At 39.9% G+C, this 17,529-nt stretch carries 19 protein-coding genes and 1 pseudogene; 10 read left to right on the top strand and 10 right to left on the bottom strand.

Annotated features, from left to right (window positions below):
• The 3 genes and pseudogenes from AC1D7X_RS25130 to AC1D7X_RS25120 form a co-directional block, all read left to right on the top strand.
• Nucleotides 1-197, top strand: a 197-nt coding sequence (locus AC1D7X_RS25130; RefSeq protein ID WP_495476368.1) for a hypothetical protein, incomplete at its 5' end; no start/stop codon positions are given.
• Nucleotides 173-313: pseudogene (locus tag AC1D7X_RS25125) on the top strand (3-oxoacyl-[acyl-carrier-protein] reductase); the annotation flags it as partial. The gene AC1D7X_RS25130 and the pseudogene AC1D7X_RS25125, both read left to right, overlap by 25 nt.
• Before the next feature lie 247 nt (nucleotides 314-560).
• Complete coding sequence (locus tag AC1D7X_RS25120; protein ID WP_495455343.1) at nucleotides 561-2,300, top strand: methyl-accepting chemotaxis protein; 1,740 nt, start codon at nucleotides 561-563, stop codon at nucleotides 2,298-2,300.
• A gap of 112 nt (nucleotides 2,301-2,412) precedes the next feature.
• Here the strand turns inward: AC1D7X_RS25120 and AC1D7X_RS25115 are convergent, their stop codons facing one another.
• From AC1D7X_RS25115 to AC1D7X_RS25105, 3 genes are read right to left on the bottom strand one after another with little or no spacing between them, the layout of a single operon-like run.
• Entirely contained in the window at nucleotides 2,413-3,165 is a 753-nt protein-coding gene (locus AC1D7X_RS25115; RefSeq protein ID WP_495455342.1) for a hypothetical protein, read from the bottom strand.
• The gene (locus AC1D7X_RS25110) at nucleotides 3,162-3,842 is read right to left on the bottom strand and encodes an ABC transporter ATP-binding protein (RefSeq protein WP_495455674.1); all 681 of its coding nucleotides are present in this window, start codon (nucleotides 3,840-3,842) and stop codon (nucleotides 3,162-3,164) included. The genes AC1D7X_RS25115 and AC1D7X_RS25110 overlap by 4 nt, the downstream gene beginning before the upstream one ends.
• Before the next feature lie 13 nt (nucleotides 3,843-3,855).
• Nucleotides 3,856-4,260 (bottom strand): GntR family transcriptional regulator, encoded by a 405-nt coding sequence (locus AC1D7X_RS25105; protein ID WP_495455341.1) that lies wholly within the window; start codon nucleotides 4,258-4,260, stop codon nucleotides 3,856-3,858.
• 367 nt (nucleotides 4,261-4,627) lie between these two features.
• Here AC1D7X_RS25105 and AC1D7X_RS25100 point away from each other — a divergent pair, with 367 nt between their 5' ends.
• The 3 genes from AC1D7X_RS25100 (at nucleotide 4,628) to AC1D7X_RS25090 (ending at nucleotide 6,954) form a co-directional block, all read left to right on the top strand.
• Nucleotides 4,628-5,320 carry a threonine/serine exporter family protein gene (locus AC1D7X_RS25100; RefSeq protein ID WP_495455673.1) on the top strand — a complete coding sequence of 231 codons (693 nt, stop codon included), beginning with the start codon at nucleotides 4,628-4,630 and terminating at the stop codon, nucleotides 5,318-5,320.
• 18 nt (nucleotides 5,321-5,338) lie between these two features.
• Complete coding sequence (locus AC1D7X_RS25095; protein ID WP_495455340.1) at nucleotides 5,339-5,767, top strand: threonine/serine exporter family protein; 429 nt, start codon at nucleotides 5,339-5,341, stop codon at nucleotides 5,765-5,767.
• A gap of 176 nt (nucleotides 5,768-5,943) precedes the next feature.
• Complete coding sequence (locus tag AC1D7X_RS25090) at nucleotides 5,944-6,954, top strand: ABC transporter substrate-binding protein (protein WP_495455339.1); 1,011 nt, start codon at nucleotides 5,944-5,946, stop codon at nucleotides 6,952-6,954.
• Between the two features lie 88 nt (nucleotides 6,955-7,042).
• Here AC1D7X_RS25090 and AC1D7X_RS25085 read toward each other — a convergent pair whose 3' ends face one another.
• Both AC1D7X_RS25085 and AC1D7X_RS25080 read right to left on the bottom strand, forming a co-directional pair.
• On the bottom strand, nucleotides 7,043-8,065 hold the full coding sequence (locus AC1D7X_RS25085; protein ID WP_495455672.1) for a FecCD family ABC transporter permease: 1,023 nt from the start codon (nucleotides 8,063-8,065) through the stop codon (nucleotides 7,043-7,045).
• A 2-nt stretch (nucleotides 8,066-8,067) separates the two neighbouring features.
• Nucleotides 8,068-9,117 carry a FecCD family ABC transporter permease gene (locus AC1D7X_RS25080; RefSeq protein WP_495455338.1) on the bottom strand — a complete coding sequence of 350 codons (1,050 nt, stop codon included), beginning with the start codon at nucleotides 9,115-9,117 and terminating at the stop codon, nucleotides 8,068-8,070.
• Between the two features lie 219 nt (nucleotides 9,118-9,336).
• On the opposite strand from AC1D7X_RS25080, the gene brfA reads away from it, so the two are divergent.
• Nucleotides 9,337-9,567, top strand: coding sequence for a ribosome rescue factor BrfA (brfA, locus tag AC1D7X_RS25075; RefSeq protein ID WP_495455337.1), 231 nt, complete (start codon nucleotides 9,337-9,339; stop codon nucleotides 9,565-9,567).
• Here the strand turns inward: brfA and AC1D7X_RS25070 are convergent.
• The 5 genes from AC1D7X_RS25070 to AC1D7X_RS25050 all read right to left on the bottom strand — a co-directional run bounded on the left by AC1D7X_RS25070 (nucleotide 9,534) and on the right by AC1D7X_RS25050 (nucleotide 13,777).
• A complete protein-coding gene (locus tag AC1D7X_RS25070) occupies nucleotides 9,534-10,259 on the bottom strand; it encodes an HAD family hydrolase (RefSeq protein ID WP_495455336.1) in 726 nt (241 codons plus the stop codon). The genes brfA and AC1D7X_RS25070 overlap by 34 nt on opposite strands.
• Nucleotides 10,260-10,331: 72 nt before the next feature.
• Nucleotides 10,332-10,811, bottom strand: a complete 480-nt coding sequence (locus tag AC1D7X_RS25065) for a hypothetical protein (RefSeq protein WP_495455335.1) — start codon at nucleotides 10,809-10,811, stop codon at nucleotides 10,332-10,334.
• Between the two features lie 467 nt (nucleotides 10,812-11,278).
• On the bottom strand, nucleotides 11,279-11,737 hold the full coding sequence (locus tag AC1D7X_RS25060; RefSeq protein WP_495455334.1) for a cupin domain-containing protein: 459 nt from the start codon (nucleotides 11,735-11,737) through the stop codon (nucleotides 11,279-11,281).
• A 49-nt stretch (nucleotides 11,738-11,786) separates the two neighbouring features.
• On the bottom strand, nucleotides 11,787-12,398 hold the full coding sequence (locus AC1D7X_RS25055; protein WP_495476367.1) for a DUF2087 domain-containing protein: 612 nt from the start codon (nucleotides 12,396-12,398) through the stop codon (nucleotides 11,787-11,789).
• A gap of 143 nt (nucleotides 12,399-12,541) precedes the next feature.
• Complete coding sequence (locus tag AC1D7X_RS25050; RefSeq protein ID WP_495455332.1) at nucleotides 12,542-13,777, bottom strand: purple acid phosphatase family protein; 1,236 nt, start codon at nucleotides 13,775-13,777, stop codon at nucleotides 12,542-12,544.
• Nucleotides 13,778-13,992: 215 nt separating this feature from the next.
• On the opposite strand from AC1D7X_RS25050, the gene AC1D7X_RS25045 reads away from it, so the two are divergent.
• Genes AC1D7X_RS25045 through AC1D7X_RS25035 form a run of 3 tightly spaced genes read left to right on the top strand, consistent with a single transcriptional unit; the run spans nucleotide 13,993 to nucleotide 17,489 of the window.
• Nucleotides 13,993-14,700 (top strand): polyphosphate polymerase domain-containing protein, encoded by a 708-nt coding sequence (locus tag AC1D7X_RS25045; RefSeq protein ID WP_495476366.1) that lies wholly within the window; start codon nucleotides 13,993-13,995, stop codon nucleotides 14,698-14,700.
• A gap of 2 nt (nucleotides 14,701-14,702) precedes the next feature.
• Nucleotides 14,703-15,428, top strand: a complete 726-nt coding sequence (locus tag AC1D7X_RS25040) for a DUF4956 domain-containing protein (RefSeq protein ID WP_495455330.1) — start codon at nucleotides 14,703-14,705, stop codon at nucleotides 15,426-15,428.
• Between the two features lie 21 nt (nucleotides 15,429-15,449).
• Nucleotides 15,450-17,489, top strand: coding sequence for a CotH kinase family protein (locus tag AC1D7X_RS25035; RefSeq protein ID WP_495476365.1), 2,040 nt, complete (start codon nucleotides 15,450-15,452; stop codon nucleotides 17,487-17,489).
• Nucleotides 17,490-17,529 lie beyond the last annotated feature (40 nt).

Raw genomic sequence — 17,529 nt, 5'->3', positions numbered from 1 at the left:
AACGAGGAACTTATGATCTAGTACATTCTGTTAGAGGGAACGCGGAGTGCTGGGAAACTAGCACGCTCCGTGTGGAGCAGGGGAAAAGCTGGAGATCGCATCAAAGGCTTACCTATTGCTACCAGGCCTTTGTCTACGAATGTGATATATTCAATCCTCAGATGATAGAACAAGTATTATTATCACAAGTTCCGTAAATGGGAACCGTATTTTCTCAGGAGTTGGATTCTCTACTTACGCCTCAACCTAGGTAGCTCAAGTGGCATTTATGAAAATGGCCGCACTTGAACTTGCACAATATCGCATCCGTGTTATATATACGGTGCAGAATCACTACTTCGCGGATAAGATACAAGAAAAGAAAGTAGCAAAAAGGGTTGGTAGGCCAAGGTAATTCCTTGATCTGCCAACCCTTTTTTGTATATTTAAGATACATTTACTTTCTATGTTTTATTTCAACAAATAAAATTTCACTAACTGAAAATAGGTTTCATCCGATAATAAATAGATAGAATAAATAGATAGAATAAATAGATAGAAAGTTTAAAGGGGAGCAGATCATGCCGACACTATCTAAAAAAGTACGACATTTTCTACAAAATATAAAAATCACTCAGCAACTCATCACGATGCTAGTATTAATTATGCTAGTAAGTATTGTAGCAGCAGTCACTATCATTACTCAGAATCGGACAGTTGCACGCGAGATTACCTCATTAGAATCCGCGTCTGAACAAGAACGAGAATTTCTTGCTGTCGTAGAAACGATGCAGCGGGATTTATTATGGATGGTTGATGTCTTAGAGACAGGAAATAGAGACTTTCTAGATCCTTTACAAGATGATATCCTTGCTCTTCCGAAACAATTGGAGACTTTAACTGTACACTTCAAAGCTTTCGATGAGTCGTTGAATCTGACAGATGCTAAATTTTCAAATTATATTAAGATTCTAAATAGCGTATATACGACGCTTGAGGAGGCACACCCTCAGATCACAATAGAGCAATCAGCTATGTCTAAAAGCTTATTAAAGCAGCATCTGTTGAATACCTACACATCTGTACTGTCTGAGAGTAGAACCATGTTGAATGCCAAATTTACAGGTGTCATCAAAGAGATTCAGGCCAATCTAAGTACCAATGTGGCCCAAGCCAATTTGGCCATGTATCTTGACAGCTTCCTCCTAATTGTTCTCCCATTTTTGATGATTATGAGCTTTCTTACTAAAGTTCGTTCGGGATTAGCAGGGATTATGAAACGAATAGCTTCCTATCAGAAAGGCGACTTTACCTATGTTAGCACTTTAGACCGTGGAGATGAGTTCGGAATGATTGACCAGACACTTTCTGTCATGGGTGCTAATCTTCAGAATACCATTCAATCTACGATCGATGTTAGCAACAATGTGTTGGAACAATCCCAACGTATGGAGAACATTGCACAAGATAATAAGAACGCTTCTCTTTCCGTAAGAATGGAGATTGAAAGTAGCATTCAAGGACTCTCCTCTCAACTTAATGAGACAACATCGATATCCGCTGTCACGGAGCAAGTATCTGCTAGTTCACAGCAAATCACAGCATCTAGTGAATATATTAATAGCAACATGCAGAACATGAAGGTATCTTCGCAATTAGGGTTAGGTCGTATGAATGAAGTCGTTGAATTAGTGGATCGAACTGGCCTAGAGTTCGATCAGTTAATGACCGTATTTGATACAATGACAGAGAGATATAATCATATTGAACAGACGCTTACCGGTATTCGAGATATGAATACACAGACAAGTCTATTATCTCTGAATGCATCGATAGAAGCAGCTAGAGCTGGTGAGCATGGGAGAGGTTTCGCTGTTGTAGCTGATGAGATCCGCAAACTATCCGAGAATACGAAATCACTATCAGAGGAAATTAATAAAGACTTAGTACTTATACACTCGAATATGAATTCATGCGGTCAAAGTCTGGGAGCCTTCTCACAGGTTATCCGGGAGACTAAGGCGATTTCCGAAGAATCTAGCACCACATTCCATGAACTAGAGTCCCAAAGTTCCACTCTGGCTGACCAAGTTAGCGAAATAACCGTCGCGATTGCTGAGATTTCCAGCAGTATGAATCATATTGTCTCTTCAGTAGAACTATTATCTACCTCTTCTTCTGAAGTCAACACGCGTATGGAACATGTTAATGATATATCCCAAGATCAGAATCAAATTTCGGAGCAATTAGTTGAATTGACCCAGACATTAAAGGATGCTTCTAATCACTTGAAAGAAAATACCTCTGCATTTACAGTATAACCAAGTAAAAACGGCATTTAAATAAATAGAACCGGCCAATGCGCAAGTATGCTGCGTTAAGAGGGAGGCCGGTTCTTTTTTTTCTAAACTTCTAGCTGTAATACTTCTAACCCTATGCTTCTACTTTCCGGTCTATGAGCTTCACCATAATGTATAAGAAGGCTAAAGAGCATCCTAACTCAAAGACGAATGTACCTATAAATTCCCATGAGAAATATACGGGACTATAATTAACCTGTGTTGATATCCCATTCACTACAGCATCAGATTCACCTAATAATATTCGAAACATTCCCCACCCAGCTTCTCCAAAGAGGCGATTCTCTATCCAAGCTAGCCCATTCTTGATTAGGAAAAAGGCCACAATTCCGATCCAAAAGCTACCCTTATTACGAATACTAGTAGTAATGGTCACCGCTAAGAAGATAACAATTACAACATAAACAAACATCCAGAACACACTTAATACTGACATGATCGCATCCGTAGGATATAATCTAAATAGTTCCTTAATTGCTTCTAGATTACCTACAGTCGATAGAAATGCGAAGCCATGAATGGTAAAAACAAGACTCAATATCAACATACATATACCACCCATGATAATCGGTGAAAGAATAGATTTTAACGTATGAACCGGTAATAACTTGCGATGATAAGCTTTGAGATTATAACTATAGGTACGAATTGTCGTTGTAAACAGAATAACGCCAGCGATAACATAAGCTAGAGCACTTAATACTAGTTTTATTTCCGTATTATTAATAAACAACATCATCGATATCTGTGCAAGGATTAGAACCGCCCCAATACCTAATAGCCTAGCTCCATTACGTTTGAAGTCATACTTCAACAATTTCATCATTCTGCATACACCTCTTTAAACATGTCATCAACACTTTTACCATATTTAATCCGTATATTCTCTACCTCTTCATGCATAACAATCTCTCCTTCACGGATAAAGACGACTTCATCAAAGATCCGTTCAATATCACGCACAAGATGTGTAGAGATCATAATGCTACTGTCTTCATTGTAGAACTCTACAATCGCATCTAAGATCTTGCCACGAGCGACCGGATCTACGCCACCAATGGGTTCATCGAGTAAGAATAGCCGTGCATTACGTGATAATGCCAACGTGAGTTGTAGACGTTCACTCATCCCCTTCGATAATACGCTAACACGATCACTTTCGTTCAACTTCATGAATTGCAGCATTTCCCGAGCTTTTGAACTATCGAAATCGGCATAGAAATCTTGAAAGTAAGCAATTGCATCTCGTACTTTCATCCACGACTCCGTCAAAGGTCGGTCTGGCATGAAAGATACTAATTCTTTACTCTTCAATCCTACAGGCATCCCCGCAACCGTTACTGTTCCTTTCGTTGGCTGCAACAACCCAGAGACCATCTTCATCAACGTACTCTTACCACTGCCATTACTTCCAAGAAGACCTACGATCTTCCCAGGTCCGATTTCAAGAGATACATCATCTAATGCACGCTTAGAACCATAATATTTAGTAACACCGTTCATTTGCAATAAGTTACTACTCACGATGATTTGCTCCTCTCTCTTGATTTGCCGTGGGGGCTTCCGTTATCGCCTCAGTTACAATAGTTACAATATCTTGCTCTGCAAATCCAAGCTCCTGCATACCGTGTATAAATCGATCTAATAACTCGCCCGCCATTTCTTTCTTAATCGCCATAATTTTGGACTCCTCGCTTGTTACGTATCTTCCGAGACCACGTCTCGTCTCAACAATCTCTTCACGCTCTAGTTCCTGAAAGGTGCGTTGAATCGTATTCGGGTTAATCTGTAATTCAGCTGCTAATTCACGAACCGAAAATATTTTGTCTCCTGCCTTCAATGTGCCTGTTACAATCTGTCTCTTGATGTAATTCATGATCTGTAAATAAATCGGCATATTATTATCAAATTCAATACTCACAATTGGCGTATCTCCTTTCATTTATGTTGTATCACTGTTATAGCTAAATAGTACACTATGAATGCAGTGTTGTAAAGTCCCTTTTTTCCTAATTCAGGGATTTCACTAATTTATTAATAAAAGTAATCCTCATCGCCAAACAGCCAATGATGTCGTTCAGTTCAGCAGTCAAATAAGAATACAATCATCAACTATATTCTAAGTATTTCGCTTATAATAGCCACATGTTATAATGGCTCTGTATTTGCGAATATTTGTTCCACCATTGTAGAAATGATAAGAACTAGGGAGAAGATTAGACTTGGAAACAAAGCTCAAACAACCGACGCAAGAAGTCGTAGATGTCTGCCTGCTAGCAGGCAAGATTATGCTCCAAAGCGGAGCAGAGACCTATCGAGTAGAAGATACTATGGCTCGTATTGCATCCTCTTCGGGGTTCCCCAACTCGCATAGTTATGTAACACCAACTGGAATCTTATTTCAAGCAGATAGTGATGAATCTGCAAAGATGGCTCGAATCGTGGAAAGAACCACTGATCTTCATAAAGTAATGGCTGTGAATGGTGTCTCAAGACAACTCAGTACCGGCGAGATTACTATTTCTGAAGCGAAGCCTCTTCTTCTCCAGATCGATGCAGAACCTCATGCTTTCTCGATATGGTATCGCATTATTGCAGCAGCGATAGCAAGTGGTTGTTTTACAATTATGTATCAAGGTGTATGGCTCGATTTCATTCCAGGAATTATTTGTGGGGGAATAGGGTATTCTGCATTTGTCTATTTGCATCGTTTAGTAAAGGTTAAATTTTTTGCAGAACTAATGGCGTCTTTCCTTATTGGAGTTGTAGCATTCTTTTTAACTTCTAAAGGATTTGGACAAACAATAGATCGAATTATTATAGGTTCCGTCATGCCGCTTGTGCCTGGTCTACTCATTACGAATGCAGTACGTGATTTAATGGCGGGACATCTTGTATCAGGGATATCCAGAGGAGCAGAAGCATTTCTAACCGCTTTTGCAATTGGTACCGGTATTGCAGTTGTTTTCACCATTTTTTAAATTGAAAGAGGTCATTCTATGATTGAACAATTAGTAACATGTTTTATTGGTATCGCAGCCTTTTCCATGCTCTTTAATGCCCCGAAGCGCTCGCTAATCCAGTGTGGTTTAGTGGGTATGATCAGTTGGATGGCTTATATTATCCTTCTTGAACATGTAGACTCCATCCTTGCTACGCTTGTTGCTACCTTCATCGTTGGGGTCATTAGTCAATTATTTGCTAAATATTATAAAATGCCAGTCATTATATTTAGTGTATCTGGTATTATGCCCTTGGTTCCCGGTGGACTAGCCTATGATGCGATGCGTAGATTTGTACAAAATGATTATAATGAAGCGATTCACTTCGCCGTTCAAGCCTTCATGCTCTCGGGTTCGATTGCCATTGGATTGGTTCTATCCGAAGTATTGAATCAAACCATACGTAAGAATAAACCCGTAGCCTGAAAGAAACAGATGTCTCTAGTAGATATCTGTTTTTTTATTGTCATTATTTTAGCTACATTTCTATTGACTTCGACAATGATAATCATTATCATTATTCTAGTATCAGAAATAGGGATATCTTCACTTTCCTTCATATCTACATATTCAATTAAATATATAAAAGGCGGGGTACAAGAATGTTAAAGAAAAGTATTTTACCAAAAGGGAAACTTGGATTAGTTCTGATGAGTACGTTAATTGCTGCTATCATGTTGACGGCTTGTGGAGGTAATAATGAAGCAACAACGAATGTAACTCCACCAGCTACTACAGAAGATACTACACCGAAAAGTAGTGAGCCTGTAACTCCAGTTGAGAAAACAGTAACCGATGCTATGGGACATACCGTAGTTATTCCAGCTAACCCACAACGAATTATTGGTTCCTATCTTGAAGATCATCTGGTGACGCTTGGAGTTACTCCTGTAGCTCAATGGTCCGTAGCTAACGGGATACAGGATTATCTAGCGACTGGGTTAAAGGATGTTCCTACCATTAGCTACGATTTACCTCCTGAATCCGTTGCAAGCTTCACACCTGATCTTATCATCATTAAAGATGAGTCTTCCGTGCAGAATGGTTTGTATGATCAATATGCCAAAATAGCTCCTACATACGTTGTAGGAACCGAAGTTGCTGCCGATTGGAAGAAAACACTCACTACCATCGCTGATATTCTAGGCAAGTCTGAAATAGCTGAGCAATCCATTAAAGATTATGATCAAAAGGTAGCCGATACCAAAGCAAAACTTAGTGAATCTGTCGATCAAGAATCTGCTGCTATTCTATGGCTGACTGGAAAACAATTCTTCTTAGTGGATGAAACATTATCTAGTGCTAGTGTCTTGTATGCTGACTTGGGTATGAGTCCTCCTAATTTAGTAACGGAGATCCCTCAAGCTAGCAAAGCAACTTGGAATCCTATCTCGCTTGAGAAGCTTGCGAAGTTAGATGCAGATCATATCTTCCTTCTTAACAGTGATAAAGGGCAAGCAGATGATACGACAAAGAGTTCCATCTGGACGAATCTCCCTGCTGTAAAAGCTGGTCATATCTATGAGTTAGATTCCAAGAGTAGCTGGTTATACAGCGGTTATCTCGCTGGCAAACAAGTCATGGATGATACCTTAAAATTCCTTACGAAATAATATAATTAAATATATCCTACACAATTAAAGGAGCTATCTCCCAAGTAGATTAATCTACTTGAGAAATAGCTCCTTTTTGTGATAGCTTCTACTGTTTAGATAACATATATAGAAAATACGGGGCCCCGATCACCGCCACCACAACGCCAGCTGGAATCTCTATCGGTTGTAGTATGGCTCTTCCTAACGTATCCGCAAGAATAAGCATGAAGGCACCCACTAAGGCAGAAGCAGGTAATAAATACTTATGCTGTGGGCCAATAATACGCCGGGCAAGATGCGGACCGATTAACCCAACAAAGGCGATGCCTCCACTAACGGATACACACGAAGCTGCTAATGCCACGGCCACAGCGAGTAGCTTAAGACGTTCTTTCTCAACAGGTACACCTAGACCAACAGCAAGCTTGTCACCCAGATTTAGAACATCTAACACTCTAGCCTTATAGAACACATAAGGAAGAAGAATAATGAGCCACGGCAACAATACCAGGACGAACTCCCAACTACTTCCCCATATTCTTCCTACCAGCCAGACCGCAATCATATCGTAATTGTTGTTGCTAAGTCGAAGCGACAACATCGTTAGAAGAGCACTAAGACCTGCTGAAACGGCAAGACCCACTAGAACGAGGCGAACGGGAATCAGACCGTCCTTTTTACTATAAGCTAAGACATAAATAATTGTCCCCGTAATACTTGCACCAATGAAGGCTGCAACCGGCATCCAAAATGTCACTTGGACATTAATCGGGAAGAAAGAGATAAATATAACTACAGCTAATCCAGCTCCCATTGTAATACCGAGTAGTCCCGGATCAGCTAATGGGTTACGGGTTACCCCTTGCAGTATACAACCCGATACAGCAAGACCCGCTCCTACTAGAATTGAAATAATGATCCTTGGGAGCCTGAATTCGAATAAGATTAACTCCTGATAATCTGTCCCCGTTCCAAAGACGGTATGTAACACATCAAGCGGTGATAATTTAGATACACCCGTATTCATACTAATGATAAAAGTAATCACAATGAGAATGGCGAGTACGAGCATTGTCATTAAACGGTGTTTCTTCTTCTTCACTTCTTGTGACTGCATGAACTTATGCATACTCATGAGAGATTCCTCCCTTCCTTTCGTGCCACATAAAGAAAGAACGGAACACCAATCATCGCGAATATAGCTCCAATAGGAGATTCGAATGGAGCATTAATCATTCTTGCACCTATATCAGCGATCGTTATGAGTAGTCCTCCAACAACCGCTGAACACGGAATAATCCATCGATAATCCACACCTACCATGAATCGTACTAAGTGGGGAACCACCAATCCTACAAAGGCGATCGGCCCAGCAACGGATACAGATACTCCAGCTAAGATAAGAACGATAAGCGCTCCTAATATTTTAACTAACGTCATTCGTTGTCCTAGACCTTTAGCAACGTCATCTCCTAGGCTTAATATGGTAATAGAACGAGATAGAAGAAGCGCTCCGATCAATCCAAGAATAATCCATGGCGTCATCATTTCTAAATGTGACCACTTCACACCAACCATTCCCCCAGAGAACCAGAAGGCTAGATCCTGACTCAATTTTGAAAAAATAGCTATACCTTCACTAAGAGCAGTGAACAATGCACTAACTGCAGCTCCAGCAAGTACTAAGCGTACTGGTGTCATTTTTTTTCGCGATAGAGCTCCTATACCATAGACTAGCACCACACTCATAGTTGCTCCAACGAAAGATAACAAGATCGTCCAATTGAAAGAAATTCCCGGAAAAAAGGCAAAACAAACGGACACCATAAAAATAGCACCTGCATTCAGACCTAGAAGTCCCGAATCTGCCATAGGGTTCCTCGTCATTCCTTGCATCATAGCCCCCGCAACGGCAAATCCAGCTCCAACTAAGACGTCTGCCAAGGCCCTTGGAATACGTAATTCATGAATAATCGTGTGATCTGAATTACTCGAATTGTAATGAAAGATAGCCTCCCATACCGTATGAAGCGGAATCGTGACTGCACCCACCGAAATCGATAGTAACAATCCTAGAATCAGAACAATTATGCCTGCTATGAGCACGAAGGTTGCCATTCTAGGGCGTGTACGAATGGGTGTGTTTGAAGATTGTTTCTTTTCAGTTATAGATTTTGACATACTGTTTCCCTCTTCTATCTATATATAGCTTTAGTATTAATGCATTTCAATATTGATAATGATTATCACTAAACAGTGTATCAGTTGATTATCCTAGTGTCCATGTTTAATATGAATCACTACCTTTTTACATCCAATTAATCAAAAATATAGGGTCTAGCCAAAATGAAAATAGAACGTATAATAGAATGAGATTCAATTCTAAGGAGGAACATCATCATGTCAACAAGTAAAGCCAAAAAAATAAGACAGAAACTCGAGAAACAAGGTAAAGTCAATCCAGAGTTACTACGAGGATCTTGGCTAGGTGTCAATCCCACCGTCAAGATCATGCCTACGCTACAACAGAGACGTACACAACTTCAACATAAACACAAAAGGAATCCAGCTCATGACAGCAGCGATTCCTTTTGTATTTATTTTATCAATATCCGAGAAATCTCTTCGTAACAATCCACAGTATAATGAGGAACATGTTCTGATTCTGGTTGAATATGCCTATGGTTAAACCAGATCATCGTCCACCCTGCATTTAATGCTCCCATGACATCATTACGCCAAGAATCTCCGATATAATAACATCGATTAGCCGTCGTACCTGTGACCTTATTCACATGATCAAATAATCTTGCATCTGGCTTATCAATACCCACACCGCCTGATACGAAAATATGATCCGCTGCTATGATGTTTTCAAGAGATAATGATCGTATTTTGGCCATCTGATGCTCTTGTGGTCCATTCGTGATTAATCCCACTACAACACCATCCGCCTGCAAACGTTTAATTAATTCAACGGCCCCAGCAAAAGGTTTAATCTCAAACTGCTTCCCTAAATACTGCGCCTGTATATTCTCTGCTTGTTCACGACTAATTGAAATACCAAACTCTTCAAGTGCGAGGATATAACGCCTTCTCCTCATTTCTGCCATAACATCCATACCTTGTTCAGTATTGACTTCCCTATTCTGCTCCGTTAAGAGATCACTGTAATATCTTACCCGATGGTACACAGCTTCATATGGGAAATCATCGTCTAACACAAGCTCATGTTGTAATGCATATCGAAGCGGATCCAAATGATCATATATTGTATCATCCACATCGAAAAAGACCCCTATAGGCAAGTTTTCTCGTTCCATAATAACTATTCCTCCTTACACACATATATAATCAATCCAATCTGTTTACCTTGATGTTCAACCTGCACTCTGTCAATCATCCCTCTTCTGTATCTCATATACGCCCATAACAACCACTACTAGTTCATAACTATCTAAATCCTTAGACTCATTTAGCAACCGAAAGGCTCCTGTTTGTAACCAACTATTTATTTTAGCAAAAGAAGCTACGGTCCCGCCATAACTATTCTGTATACTATATTCTTTCGAGAATGCGGGCGATGTAATCTCAAATACTCCACGATTTCCTGCATCATATTCATACTTTTTCTCAAGGAAACTCATTCGTCTTCGTAATACACCTAACTGCCCTTCTCTTTCATCGGATACGATCCATCTATTTGAGAATAAACGGAACTTTCCAGTACACACAATCTGTCCTTTATATCCAAATACGTCAAGAGAAGAACCAAAGGCAGATTTCAAGTCCATACTGCCTACTACGTCTCCATCATGATTCATGATATCTGAGATCCCTGAATTGAAAAAATTATCTTTAAAATATAATTCCATGGTTGATCGCTCCTTTGATTAGAATGGTTGGTTTGTAATCAATGAGAACACCACCTGAATTTAATATCTTTATTATACGAAAAAGAGACATCTTTCGCACAAATAGATTGTGAAAAAGATGTCTTGAAACCAAAATCCATACTTGCAGAAAACTTAGAATACTATATCGACGTAGCGAAGATGACGGAATTGTCCTGAAGAAGCGTTAGTGTTCGCCTACAAGCTTTCCATAGGAATGCTACTTCGAAAGTATAGGCTTGCCCGCTGATTCCAACCGCTTCAAGCGATATCCAATCAAGAAATCAGATGTAACAGCGATCGTAAGGCTATTCCGTCATCGTAGCGGCATCCTACACATTATGCGGGCTTTTTCAGTGGCCACAATCTAACATGTAGGCTCTTTCCAAATACCATTTGAAATTGAAGGACTTGGGCCTCCTACTTCGATAGAGAAAATTTAGATCAATCTATTTAGATGAGTCAATAAGCTTGAAATCATCATAGTGAAAAGCTGGAGCAACAACACAAGTCACAAACGCAGGCTCATCTCCGATTGCCACAGAGGTCTGCCATACATTAGCGGGTACTAATGCCTGAGGAACTTGCCCATTCTCAATATCCATACCCAGGATGATCTTCTCTCCCGCTTCAGGGTTCTCAGCCGTTCCACCTAGTGTCAATTCGATCGGACCGCCAGAATGGTACAACCACAATTCATCGGATAATACGACATGCCATGCGGAGACTTCACCCGGGTGGAGTAAGAAGTAGATAGAACTCGCAGCAGCGCGAGCACCAGAGTATTGCGGACCTAATACATCCTTAGGAATTTCATACGATGCTTTCCATAATTCCTTGCACCAACCACCTTCTACATGTGGTTCTAAGTTCAATAATTTTACTAGTGGAGACTGAGGTTGTGTCATTGTTTCTCTCCCATTTCATTTAGATTTGTATGTCATTGTATTCATCTTACTATAGAGTATCCCATCTTGCCCATAATTCCCTTGGATTTAATTCATAGATTTCATTCTCCCTATACATGAATTGATGCATAATAAATTCTCTCCGAATCGTGGCAAAATCTTCATGAGCATGTTTGATGAAGTTATTAATTTCCTTCTCTGTGTACTTTCTACCGCTTTCCAATTGACTGACTAAGTGTTCTAGAATAATCAATTTCTTCTTAAGTTGAGCGGGTATCTGTTTTAATTTCCCTTCCACCGTAAAAAAGTTATTTATAACCGATTCTTGTAATTTCTTTTGTAAATCGTTCATAGGTTCTCTTACTCCTTTCTCAACAGAAGTACCTGTATTTCTGTAGATCAAATCTACGATGGCAGTTGCATGATTGTGAATAAAATAGTCATTTAATGAAAAATAGATCGTGTTTTTGTCACGTCGCTCATTGATCAGACTTGCTTCACGTAACTTTGTCGCGTGATGAGTAATGGTAGCGGGAGTAACATGAAGTTTCTCAGCTAATACCTGTCCATTACGCTCGCCATCAGCAAGAATGATCAGAATCTTAATCCTTGTTGCATCGGCTAGCGCTTTATGATAGGCGACGATCTTATCAAGTTGCATAGATTAACCTCTTCCCAACTAATTTAATGATTATCTAATTAGATGTATGTTAAATTACATAATATTTACATTGTCCATTGTTGTCAACTTAAATAACCAGAAGATCGTTCATCTTCTGGTTTGTTAGTTTATTAAGGTCACTTTTAATGCTGTATAACAAACTCGTCCAACTTCTCTCCATCTACATCATAAGCTTGAAAAGTTAAGGTATGGTCTTGAATGGTAACACCCGCGAACATCTGCTTCATATTTTGAAAATGGACCTGATGATAGAATTGATCATCTTTCTTCTCATTGAACTTCTGTCCCGCGGTGTTCGTAACGACATATACCGTACCTTCACGATTATTCACGATATTCCCACCATTACCAACTATTTCTCCATCTCTTAGAGGGAACGATCGGGCATATTCATGATTATGGCCCTGCAATACAAGATCAACCGCGTATTTATCGAAGACAGTTACCCAGTCCTCAATTTTACCGTATGTGTTACCTCCATAAGCTCCTCTATGAAGAGCTACAATCTTCCAAGGTTTATCCGTATTTGCAAGATCCTTCTCTAACCACTTAGTTTGTTTTTTAACGTTAGACTCTGTATTTAAGACGATAACATGCACAGATCCATAATCGAAAGAATACGTTGTTCCTTCTGTTGAACTCTCCACTCCATTATCCGGTAGGTTGAAATGCGATATATATCTGTCTGCTACACCGTCCACTTCATCATGATTTCCAGTAACAGGCATGAAAGGTACTTGTGTCAACCAGTTTGCAGATTTACTAAAAAAATGATCCCATGCCAATTCATCCTCAGGTTCTTCTGTCAGATCACCATTATGTACGATGAACTGTGCCTTAGGAAATTGCTCGAATGCTTTATTTAATGTTCTACCCCATATTTCAAAATCTGCTTCTGTTACACCTTGCGAATCGGTCACATTAATGAAAGTAAATTCATCCATATTCTCAGATTCGGTTGTGAATCCTGCGGGTGTACTCCATTCCTTATCCTTACCACTGCCTACACGATACGTATACGTTGTTCCTGGTTCAAGCCCTATGGCTTCAGCTTTATGAACACCTTGTTCCTTAGATTTTTCAACATCCATTGTTGAAGACGTTCCGTTAACCGTAATTACATCTTGTCCATCAAAGTTCATATCTGCACCCTTAACTAGCTGTAAGACGGTTGCCACATTAGTGCCTTCTGTATACCAAGTAAATGCCCGAGTCGTTAGCGCAGAGTGTTTCATTGTCGTAACTAAGGACTTCGGCTTCTCAGACTGTCCTGTCTTCAACCATTCTGTTGCGACTACTATAATCAAAATAATAAGAACGATCAATCCGAACCAGATGAACTCTTTCCGCAAATTCATTGTATTCCTCCATTCCAATCATGATTAGCTATGCTAATTGCCTATAACGATACCGCTCCAGGACTTAAGAAGTCAATTCAGCTAGAAAGTCTACTATTTTGTTAAGACAATCTAAAATTTTCAGTTTACATTCAGTTTACACTCAGAGAAAAATCAGGTTAAGAAGATACAATATATATTCAAAGCCAACGAAGAGAAGAGGTGTTATATGTTTTATGAATCTAAAATTTAGAAATGAACTCAAGTTTTTCATCAACCAACATCAGTATCAGATTATTCGTCAACGACTACAAAACTTGATGGAACAAGATAAGAATGTTGGACCTACCGGGGAATATGCTATTCGGAGCCTGTACTTTGATGATGTTAGCAACACAGCTCTACATGAGAAACTGGGCGGAGTAAGAGACCGCGCAAAGTACCGAATTCGTATTTACAATAAAGATGATAAGGTTATTCATTTCGAGAAAAAAATCAAATTTAGAGATTATATCGCTAAATTAAAAGAACCAATAACTAGAGATGTCGCCGATGAATTGATAGCTGGCAATTATCATGTGCTAAGTCATTCTACCCAACCGCTTCTCACTGAGTTACATGATGAAATGAAGAATAACTTACTGCGTGCCAAGGTTATTGTGGATTATGTTCGGGAGCCCTATGTATGCCCAAATGGAAATGTTCGCATTACATTTGATAAAGAACTTCGAACTGGACTTCATTCCGTCGATATGTTTGATTCAAACTTACATTGTGTAAGTGCGATTGATAACAATTTGATTATATTCGAAGTGAAATACGATGAATACATTCCGGAATATATCAGAATCGCTTTACAGCTTGAAGGTTTAACTAGACAATCAGCTTCGAAATATGTCATGTGTCGTAAATTTTTAAAAATGAATTCTTGGGAGGATTATTAAATATGAGTGCTACAACAACTGCGGCAGCCGCTACACCAGCGACGGATGCATCAACTAATTTTACAGATATTATAAAAAACTCGGTGACAGAGAACTTTGTATCCGACATTAGTATTTCCAAAATAATTATTACTATGGCGATTTCATTCGTAATTGGATTCTTTATCTATCTTCTTTATAAACGAGTATTCAGTGGTGTTCTATATTCCAAAAGTTTCAACGTCTCTCTGATCGGAATGACGATGGTAACCTCGATGGTCATCATAGCTATTAATTCTAATTTAGTATTATCACTCGGTATGGTTGGGGCACTCTCCATTGTCCGTTTCAGAACACCTATCAAAGACCCAACTGATCTAATCTTCTTATTCTGGGCAGCTGCTGCAGGTATCGTATCTGGTGCTGGATTCTTTACTCTAGCCGCAATTGGTTCCATTATTGTGGGACTAGTTATGTTCTTCTTTATCAAAAGTTCATCAGTTGAAACTCCTTATTTACTAGTAGTGAACTGTGACGGAGATTCAAGTGAGCTTGAGGTTCATAAGAAACTAAATACATCCGTTAAACGATTTAATGTGAAACAAAAAACGGTAACGAATGGCAATATTGAAATTACATTAGAAATTCGCCTGAATGACAAAGAGGGTAGTTTTGTTAATGAACTTTCTAGTATTGGCGGAGTTAAGAATGCCGTCCTTATTAGCTACAGCGGCGACTATGTATCTTAATGATGGGAAGGTGTTTATAAGATGAAAGCAAAAATGATGAAGCTTCTTCTATGCATCTGTTCCATCGTCACCATTATAGCCATGGTAGGATGTGAGGCTACTCAATCTACTACAACTAGTTCTGAGGTATCAAGTACTACTGAAACATCGAAGACCTCGAAGACGGATGAAGAAATAGCTACGAAAGTATTTCCTAAGGATAAAGTAGTAGATGTGAAAATCACGATTGATAAAGACGACTTTCAAAGTATGATGGATAACGCTTCTGCCGAAGAAATTAAAACCGCATCTGTCGATTACAACGGCATGCATTATGACAATGTAGGTGTTCGAACGAAAGGAAATCTAAGTTTACGCAGTGTAGTCAGTATGGATGATTCAGATCGATATAGCTTAAAGCTTTCATTTGACGAGTATTTATCCAGCCAGACTCTCTTAGGGATCAGCAAAATAAACTTAAATAACGGCTACAGTGACGCAGCTTATATGAGAGAATTCCTAACCTATGAACTTGCAGATCAAATGGGACTTCCTACGCCTGGGTTTTCGTTTGTGAATGTCTATGTGAATAATGAATTATATGGATTCTATCTCGCTGTTCAACAAGTAGATGATCAGTATCTTGAGTCGAACTTTGGAAACTCCTATGGAGCTTTATACAAAGGAGAAATGACAGGCACGGGTAGCGACCTTCAATGGATTGATGACAAAATTTCGTCCTACACTGGACTCGCTCAGAAGTCCGAAAAATCCAACGATGATATTCTTATTGATATGTTGGACGAGTTGAATAACGGTACAGATTATGCCAAATATTTGGATGTAGAAGAAGTTCTAAAATACATTGCTCTTCAAGTGCTGACGAACAATACTGACAGCTACATTGGAGGAAATAAACAGAACTATTATTTGTATGAAGATGATGGTGTATTCTCTATTCTCCCATGGGACTATAATATGGCGTTTGGAGGATTAGGAGCAAGCTCGAATCTATTAATCGATGAACCAACGCAAGGAACACTGGCTGAAAGACCTCTTGTTGCCAAACTTCTTGCGGTCGAAGAGTACAAAGAAATGTATCACAATATTATTCAGAACTCGACAGAAGGTTACTTGTCCTCCGCCACATTTAAGCAACGGGTTGAGGAAGTATCTGCTATGATTTCTCCCTACGTGAAGGAAGATCCAAGTTCCTTCTATACGTACGAAGAATATCAAGCTGGAGTATCTAAGCTCCTAACCATCAATGACACGCAAGTTAGCCATATTGATCAACAACTTGCTGACACCATTGCATCCTCAGGCGATGGATCAGGAAGCGGTGGCGGCATGGGTCGTGGTGGTATGGGCGGCGACATGCGCGGTGGTGGCGGTGGCGATATACCAGCTATGGCTGGCGGCAATAAAAAAGCCAGTTCTACTGAAGTAACCGCCCAAGCGGGACAGACTCCTCCTACTGGTGGGCAGAATGCTCAAGCAGGACAGACTCCTCCTACTGGTGGGCAGAATGCTCAAGCGGGACAGACTCCTCCTATTGGTGGGCAGAATGCTCAAGCGGGACAGACTCCTCCTACTGAGGGGCAGGATGCTCAAGCGGGACAGACTCCTCCTACTGAGGGGCAGAATGCTCAAGCCGGACAGACTCCTCCTATCGAGGGGCAAAATGCTCAAGCGGGGCAAACTCCCCCTACTGATGAGCAGGATGCTCAAACTGGAAATCTTACGGCAACCGAAATTTTAGCCAACATTCCAGAGGATATGCAAGCGATGATCCCGGAAGATGTACTAGCCTCTTTAAAAGAAGGCGTTATTCCCGAAGATATGCCTGACTTTATGGGAATGGGTGGAGGCATGGGTGGTGAAAGACCTGATGGAGTTGGTGGTGGACGTGGTGGTATGGGCGGTGGTCCTGGTGGTATGGGTGGAGGCTTTGGTGGCTTCGGCGAACAAAGTACTCAGCCACAAGGTACTGTTAAAGAAGCTATCACTGTTGGTATTACACTTGTTATTCTTCTCCTTGCAGGTGCATTTATTACCTTATATAAACGTAAGAGACTCTAACTATGAACAAGAAACAAGCCCCACCGATTCTATAATGAAC

The sequence above is a fragment of the Paenibacillus sp. Y568 genome, assembly GCF_059445545.1.
The sequence above is the reverse complement of the archived record's forward strand: the minus strand, read 5'-3'. Positions and strand labels throughout refer to the sequence as shown.